Origin of the sequence: Borreliella americana (genome assembly GCF_021043605.1) — a bacterium.
Lineage (GTDB): Bacteria > Spirochaetota > Spirochaetia > Borreliales > Borreliaceae > Borreliella > Borreliella americana.
Genome location: NZ_JAJNFB010000027.1, coordinates 1 through 7,629 on the forward strand (window position 1 = coordinate 1; position 7,629 = coordinate 7,629).

General features: G+C 28.4%; 7 protein-coding genes and 4 pseudogenes. 3 read left to right on the top strand and 8 right to left on the bottom strand.

The genetic code is table 11. The annotated features are described in order from the left end of the window. A pseudogene (locus tag LRB30_RS05235) lies at window positions 1-705 on the top strand (ERF family protein); the annotation flags it as partial. Here the strand turns inward: LRB30_RS05235 and LRB30_RS05240 are convergent. From LRB30_RS05240 to LRB30_RS05255, 4 genes and pseudogenes are all read right to left on the bottom strand, one after another. After that, window positions 680-1,021: pseudogene (locus LRB30_RS05240) on the bottom strand (DUF777 family protein); the annotation flags it as partial. The pseudogenes LRB30_RS05235 and LRB30_RS05240 sit on opposite strands and share 26 nt — an antisense overlap. A 9-nt stretch (window positions 1,022-1,030) precedes the next feature. Further along, window positions 1,031-2,383: an anti-CBASS protein Acb1 family protein gene (locus tag LRB30_RS05245; protein ID WP_231019988.1), complete on the bottom strand. Its 1,353-nt coding sequence runs from the start codon at window positions 2,381-2,383 to the stop codon at window positions 1,031-1,033. Window positions 2,384-2,448: 65 nt separating this feature from the next. Then, window positions 2,449-3,801, bottom strand: a complete 1,353-nt coding sequence (locus LRB30_RS05250; RefSeq protein ID WP_231019990.1) for a PBSX family phage terminase large subunit — start codon at window positions 3,799-3,801, stop codon at window positions 2,449-2,451. Further along, entirely contained in the window at window positions 3,798-4,364 is a 567-nt protein-coding gene (locus LRB30_RS05255; RefSeq protein ID WP_231019993.1) for a DUF603 domain-containing protein, read from the bottom strand. The genes LRB30_RS05250 and LRB30_RS05255 overlap by 4 nt, the downstream gene beginning before the upstream one ends. A 215-nt stretch (window positions 4,365-4,579) precedes the next feature. On the opposite strand from LRB30_RS05255, the gene LRB30_RS05970 reads away from it, so the two are divergent. Next, entirely contained in the window at window positions 4,580-4,846 is a 267-nt protein-coding gene (locus LRB30_RS05970) for an NINE protein (RefSeq protein WP_407928736.1), read from the top strand. A gap of 70 nt (window positions 4,847-4,916) precedes the next feature. Here the strand turns inward: LRB30_RS05970 and LRB30_RS05260 are convergent, their stop codons facing one another. After that, a complete protein-coding gene (locus LRB30_RS05260) occupies window positions 4,917-5,582 on the bottom strand; it encodes an ErpL protein (protein ID WP_231019995.1) in 666 nt (221 codons plus the stop codon). 27 nt (window positions 5,583-5,609) lie between these two features. Further along, entirely contained in the window at window positions 5,610-6,131 is a 522-nt protein-coding gene (locus tag LRB30_RS05265) for an Erp family outer-surface lipoprotein (RefSeq protein WP_231019997.1), read from the bottom strand. Window positions 6,132-6,562: 431 nt separating this feature from the next. Here LRB30_RS05265 and LRB30_RS05270 point away from each other — a divergent pair. Continuing rightward, window positions 6,563-7,162: pseudogene (locus LRB30_RS05270) on the top strand (site-specific integrase); the annotation flags it as partial. On the opposite strand, the pseudogene LRB30_RS05275 reads toward LRB30_RS05270, so the two are convergent. Both LRB30_RS05275 and LRB30_RS05280 read right to left on the bottom strand, forming a co-directional pair. Continuing rightward, window positions 7,120-7,458, bottom strand: a pseudogene (locus LRB30_RS05275) (ParA family protein); the annotation flags it as partial. The pseudogenes LRB30_RS05270 and LRB30_RS05275 sit on opposite strands and share 43 nt — an antisense overlap. Further along, window positions 7,434-7,629, bottom strand: a 196-nt coding sequence (locus LRB30_RS05280) for a DUF226 domain-containing protein (RefSeq protein WP_231019999.1), incomplete at its 5' end; no start/stop codon positions are given. The gene LRB30_RS05280 and the pseudogene LRB30_RS05275, both read right to left, overlap by 25 nt.

Here is a 7,629-nt window from a genome sequence, read left to right on the forward strand (position 1 = left end):
TCAATATCCAATATCTAAATTTGTAGATGGTCAAAAGGAGCATGTTATTAGGACTACATTTTACAGCACAAGTACTGGATATGAATTTTCTTTTGATACACCAATGCTTACAGAAAACTTACAATGGAACAATGAAAACGGGTCTAAAAATGTTGTAAATACAGTACCATAAATGGTTGGATCAGCTATTACTTATTTCAAAAGGTATGCTTTAGTTGCATGTCTTCATATAAAAAGCGAAGTGGATACTGATGCAGCACCTATTTACAATAATTTATGAAAACGCAAATTCTATGCCTAACAAACAAGTTAGTGTTAATCAAAATCAAGAACAAAAAAAGATATTAATCAAAACCAAAATCAATTAAAAGACTTTGATAAAAAATTGAAAACCGACAAGTTTTATTGCTATGAAATTTTTAGAAACGCATTGTTTAATATTAAAATTGGGTAAATGAAGGTGAAGAAAAAAATAATATAAATGCTCTTATTCGGGCATTATGTACTGATAATGATGATGCTTTAATCAATCTTTTTGACAAGAATCCTAAGCGTAAGAGTATAGAATATTGGGCAAGTCTTATGAAAGATTATTTCAATAAAACTAATAGATTTGACGATCTAAATAAGCTTAAAGTATTTATATCTGATAATCAGGATGTTTATAAAACAAAAATATTAAAGTTTTTGGACCAATTGCACTAAGTATATAAAAATGATGTTTGTCAAAGTGAATATTGTCATTTTTATCAAAAATATTAATACTTGATTGAAGTAATAAGACGGTGTCGCCTTCTGATAGTTCAAAACCAATATTAGATATATTTTTTGTGTGAATTTCTAAATCTTCAAATTCGGGTATTGTAACTATAGCTTCTTGAGTTTGTTGTGTAAACTCTTTTACAGTGCCAATACGCATTATGAAAATGTTTGAGTAAATCCAATTTTTTATGTCTTCTTGAGCCAATGCCTGGCCATAAAGGCGTTGATTCATTCTGTAAATTTCATAGTCTTCGCTCATTTTAACCCCTTATTTTTTACGTATTTTGTTAGAATCATCCTCTAACTTAAGTATCAATGAACACTCTCCTGTGTTGCTAAGCGTTGTGCTTGTTTCTTTTATGGTGGTTTTTATAATTTCCCCTAGTCCATCAATAAAGGAAACTTTATCGCCAACATTTAAAATAGCTAGCTCCCCATTAGTAAAGCTACTTTTTTGTATAAGCTCGTTATATTTGTTGTAAAGCTCAATTAGCTTAATATCTCTTTCTACTTTTTGATCTTCACTTAACATAACTAGTGAATTAACCCTCATATCAAGACCAAAACATTTAGTTAGCTTTAAGTTGCAAGAATTCTCAACTTGCTCCTGCGCGCCTTTTAAAAAATCATAATAATTACTCCTATCGCCTTTACCATCATTTCCAAGCCCTTTGGCCTGCTCGTTAAAACTTCTAGTTAATGGCTCTTTTGTATCAGCGCCAATTTTTGCTTTAATTAAAGCTAAAGCCTCCTTTAAGTAGGTCAGGGCATACTTAACAACCTCCAAACTAGCGTTCGGAGTAGCAGTGTAAAACATTCCCTCATTATTAAGATTGCTTTTAAGCCTAGCAAGCTCATGTGCTAATGAGTCATTAAGATTGCGTAAATTAGAAATATCTTTATTATGATTATTTGAGTTTTGTTTTCTCAAAAAAGAAGATAAAATTCCGCTTCCTTTATCATTATTACTACTCTTAGTAAGAGCACTTAAAGAAGTTGTTGCGCTAGAGAGTGCATCTTGCAGTTGAACTAAAGATTCGTCTTTGTAAAACAAAAAATTGTGGTTTTCAATACGCTTGTCTATTTCAACGTATATTTTTTCAAATAAATAAATATCTAACAAAAAACTTTCTGTATAACACGGAACATATCTTTTTAAGATAAAATCAAAGTTTTCATATATTATGAGACGATTTTTATGTATTTTAATGGCATCGAAAGAATTGACCTTATTATTGGTTTTTACTTTGTAAGTTATATGGTCAAAATCAATTCCTAAATCCCTAATAGATTCATAATCAAGATATTCAAATCCAATAGGTAGCTCTATATTAACCGGTTCTTCAAGATCTAATAGCGTATCTTTAGTTTTTACTAAAATATATCCAATTCCATGGAAACGGTAGCTTATAATACAATTAAGCAAAGCATTTTTAAGTTTCGCCTTTAACCTAGCAAGTTCAAACTCACTAACATTGCGGTCAGCGCTCTCAAGAACAAGTCCGTTCTTGAGACAGTCTTCTGCTACATTTTCAATGTAATTTCTAAAAAATATTGAATATTTGTAAAGTTCTAATGAACTTATTTTGTCTATTGGTTTTGCTTTTCTTAAATCACACAACTTTTCAATTCTCTTTATTAAATTATATATATAATATCAAAAACTAATATTTTTGTCAACAAAATTTACAAAAATCTTTGATTGCCAAAATGAACACTTCTTTCCTTATATCCTAAAGATAATATCAAATATGCAGTGGATATTGCGGCAAGAGCATCATCATGGATTTTGTTATCCCCTTTATAAGCATAAATATCATTAAATACAGAAGAACTACTGTACTTTGTAATGTAAAGTTTTTTGTAAGTAAAAGGCGTAATTAAAGTTGTTATTCTACTAAACTTATTAGACTTTGGTTTAACCGGAGCAATTCTAAAATATTGACTCATATTGCTCCTAAGCCTCATATATTCACGAGTCAATCCACCAGAACCTTTTGTATCGTCTCTATCCTCTAAATACAGTGTATGTATATTGAAATTTTCTAAAACAGTCTTTACCATATTTATAATATAAGGGTCATTGGCTGGTCGTTGATCTTGAAATACAAAAGCATAATACTTATCATTAACCCTCTCCATAACACATAAAGCAGTGTTGTCCCCTCCAATACTAAATGCTGGATCTAAATATGCTATTGGGCTAGTAAACACATAATCCTCAGTAATATTTATTTGTGTAAAAATTGAATCCGCTCTTGCTATCCATTCACCTAGCAAAACTCTTGCTTTATATGCTGGTATATCTTCATATAGCTTTTCTTGAGTTTCGATAAATCCTTTACTAAGAAAAACATTATCATAGGTTGTAAAATTATATGTCTTAAAAGTCGCTATATTGTCAATATAATCGGTTTTGAAATAGTGTTCTGGATGATCGGGATTAGTATCAAAAACAATAGTTTTTTGCCCACATCTTAGTCTTTTTAAGACTTCCTCTAAAGTTTGCTTGTGTAAAGTTGTAGCCTCATTAACAAAAATAAGTGCTGAATTACTTCCCCCAAATCTTTCAAAATCACTTGCCTTATCTCTTCCATATAGATTAATACGAAGTGAATCAATCAGAATATATGAATTATTTGTATGTCTTGGGATATAAGGAATTTTAAGAAGTTTACATAGCTTTTCAAATTGTCCCAAAACATTAACTTCAACTGAGCGTTGTGAATTTCCAATAATGAAATTATTAGTATCACTAGAGTATGCCTTTTTATGTTCAATTAAACTTTTTAGAAAAAGATAACACGCAAGATACGTTTTGCCACTAGCTATGCCACCACTAAGTATAATCTTCTTTTCATTATTCTTTTGAATACTTCTTATCACATTTTTTTGTTTTAAAGTTAACTGTTTTTCTTCAAACTTATCGAAATCAATTAAAGAGTTTGTTAGCTTTACAAATTGTGATATATCAACTCCATATTTATTTTTGTATTCTTTTTGAAGCGTTGTAAAAAGTTTTGTTTGATATAAATTCACTTGTATCCTTTACTATTTTTGTAGTTGTTTTTGCTTTCAGCCTCATTAGCAGTTGCAAGTTTTTTCATACATCCATAGTAAAGCTCCATTTCTCTTATTGAACACTCCTTTATAAGGTCATTAAGTTCACTTTTCAAAGATTCAATATTTTCATCAACAACTTCATTGCTTTTTTTACTATTTGCTTTATTTAAAGCGTCAATTCTAGTTCTTAAATTTTCTATTTTAGTATGCATGCTAGCAAGTTCAACACTAGAATATTGCTTAAATGCATTTATAAACCCTAATTCTAAATTATCCCGCTCTAAATCCAATTCGCTTCTAACTTTCCTAGCGTTAACTTCTGATCTAAAGGTTTGCGACAAAAGGTGTTCAAAAGTATCCTCACTAATTGATACTCTAGAGTCCTTGTTAAAAGAAGTTTCTCCACTTTCCCATTTTTGTCTCATTCTCCACACATTTACTTTGGAAACTCCTAATTTACCCGCTATTTCTTTATCACTTAAAGACCCTTCTCTAAAGAATGCGACATAATCATCAAAAGACCTTTTGGCTCTTTTCAAAGAAATTCTCCTAAAATAACAAAATTAACAAATTGTTACTCTAAATAGTAACGCAAATTAGTAAGTTATTAACAAAAAATAATGACTTACTAATGTCCATTAACTCTTGAACTATATTTATAATGTTTATAAACGCAAAACATATGAAAATACTATTTATGTATATTAAATACTTTTAAATAAATAAATTGTATTTTTAAAAGGAGTGTAACATTATGTCAGAAGCTTTGAATAGAAAAATTTGTAATTTCTGCAAAAAACCCATTAAAAAAGAATCTGAAATTTGTTTTGATTGTGAAGTTAAGAACCAAAATAAAATATCTAATAAAAATAAGATATTATCATTATCACTATTATTATGTATGTTTTTTGGTTTTTTAGGAATTTATAGATTTTATCTATTTAGCCCTAAATCAGGTTTGACATTTCTATTTATATCTATTCTTTTCTTTTTAATTAGTACGTTAATACAAATAAAATAAAAAATAAGACTAATTGTTAGTCTTATTTTTTATAATTTACATTTATGTTTTTAAAAACTCATTTTACTCTTTACTCTATAGTGATTTTAAGTTCTTCTTCAATCTTTGTAAGCGCATCCTCTATAACTCCATTTGCCATATCGCCAGTATTAATACCATTATTACCAGAATAATTTAAACTTAAACCAAATTCTTTGGCCTCCATCCAAGCTTGTCGTCCAATCTGTCCCTGATTTCCAGCTCTATGCCCATAAGTATCTCCAGTTGTAGCACTAACTTCTTTTTTAAATTCTTCAAATTTTTGCCTAGCCTCTCGTAACGCTTTTTTTCTATCCTCTTTTTTCTTTTTTAAAATTTCTTCAAGGGCCTTCAATTTATCTTCAAGTCCTTTTACCTTTAATTTTTCTTTTATTTTTTTTATTTGTTCTTCATACTTACAATATTTTTCAAGAGAAGTTTTTTTAGAATCTAATTTTTCTACTTTTTCCTTTAATTTTTGGATTTGTTTTTCAATATCTTTTGTATCCAATGTATTTAAATCTTTTGTATCTAAAATATCTAAAAATCCTTTAACTTGTTTTTTAAGATCTTGTTCGACTTCAGAAAGTTTAGAATTTGAACTTTCTGAGGCTTCTTTAAAACTTTCTAAGTCTTTATTGCTTACATCATTTTTACAAGAAACTATCAAAGCAAAAACTAACCAAACAATAAACATTATCTTAATTATCTTATTCATATTTGCTTACCCCTTTACTTTGTACTTTTATTTTAAATTCTTCTTGAGCTCTTCTAGAGGTATTGCATATTCAGCGGTTTTATTTCCTGTAGTCTTATCTCCTAGAAATGTTATATGTTGAGAACCATTAATATTTTCTATTTTTGTTATTATCTCTTTATTTTTGGTACCGTTTGCAACATTTTGTTCATCCTTATATCCATAATACAAACTAGCTTTAAATGACCCGCCCGCAGTCATTGCTTTTACAAAGTTATCAACTTCTGATTCTTCTAATGAAAAGAATGTAGCCGTGTGTCCCCCAGCATTTAACCCAGTTTCAATACCATTTCTTTCTTTTCTTACAACTACAGTTCCTAGGTCTGCCCAACTACCACTAGTATCTTTATTTTTAATTTTTACAGTAAATTCAGAAAATTCTATATTTTTAACTTCTGATTCATCACTACTTTTTTGACCATCATATGAAGTATGATTCTTGCAAGAACTTATCAAAGCAAAAATAGCACAACAAATAATAAACATTTTTTTATTTATATTTTTATTCATAAGTTACTCCGTAAGTCTCAATAATAACGCAATACCCCAATAAATACAATTTTTTAAAGCTTTAAATATCTAATTTAATTACATTCAACTGTTACATATTAACAAAACGCAAATGTAATTTTAACCAACTCCCCAAAATTTCTCCATTGCAAATGCGATGCTCATTACAAAAGACTACAAAACACATACAACTTAAATTTCAAAGTCTTTGCTATAAGTCAGCTAAAGTATGTAGTCTTTCTTAGCCGACACACTCAGAAGCTGCACATTCTGTTTATCACACCCATCTTACAACCCAAATTTCTCTTGCAATGAATACACCCTAAATTTGACTAAAATTTTTTGTTTTTGGTACAATATAAATTACTATTTTTATCTATTTTTATTACTTTTACTTAATTTGAAAGCAACACTTATAAGGAGAGGATTTTATGGACATGAATAATTATTTTAATTTAAATAATTTCGATACAGATTTTATGCTCAAATTCTTCCAAGACTATCTAAATGTATTAAATGAAAACAAAATTCTTAAAAATTCACTAAAAATTTCTTCCAAACCTACTAAAAAAGCTTCAAAACCAACTCCTAAATTTTATTTGACCCCAAAAACTATAAAAATAATTGAAAAATGCGTCAAAACATTGAAAAAAATTGACCCTATTTCTGGTTGGTTTTTACATCTACTGGCAATAAGTGGGTGCAGGGGCTCAGAAATTCAAAAAGTAAAAATACAAGATATTACTTCCCTACTAAGCAAAACTGGAGAGCATTTTTACAATATAAAAGTAAATATAGCTAAAAAAAGAAATGTCACTTGTATTAGAGAAATTATCATTAATTCTGAAGAGTTCCGGGCTATTCAAAAAGCTCACGAAAATTATTTTAATGAAAAAAATCTTGACTCGCGGCGGACTTATCTTTTCCAAAAAACCAAACACAAGTTTAAAGATAACCAAATTGATATTATCAATATTTCTAGAAAATTTAATCTTAACTCTTTAAGAGGAATAAATTCTCTTGAAAATTTATGTAAACTCAAATAACTAGGTATTAGATCTATATTGTCTTTAACATTTACAATTGCATTATTTATATCTAATTTTTCTTTTAACACTCTGTATATATTTTTACTTACAACATTAATCTTTTGATTTGCAATTTCTTTATAAAAATAACTAGTGGTAGATGCTTGAGTGTCTATATCTATTAATAATACCCTATATTTTTGAGATAACAAGGTAGAAAATATTATTGCACTTGTGCTTTTACCAACGCCGCCCTTAATTGACGCAATTGTTATTATTTTATGTTTTTTAATATCCATTTTATTAACGGTCCTTGTTCGGGGTATTTCTTCCCATAAAATTTATATACTTGTTGTTCTAAATCTGTAAACATGTTAAATAAAGCTTTATTGTAGTGATTGTCTGTTCTTTTTTTATCTAATAATCGATATAATCCCTTGAAATAGCAAAAAACACTTCCGGCTTTAAAT

Excerpts from the sequence above, each read along its gene's own strand:
- LRB30_RS05970 (WP_407928736.1), top strand. The coding sequence starts at position 4,580 with ATGTCAGAAGCTTTGAATAGAAAAATTTGTAATTTCTGCAAAAAACCC.
- LRB30_RS05260 (WP_231019995.1), bottom strand. The coding sequence starts at position 5,582 with ATGAATAAGATAATTAAGATAATGTTTATTGTTTGGTTAGTTTTTGCT.
- LRB30_RS05265 (WP_231019997.1), bottom strand. The coding sequence starts at position 6,131 with ATGAATAAAAATATAAATAAAAAAATGTTTATTATTTGTTGTGCTATT.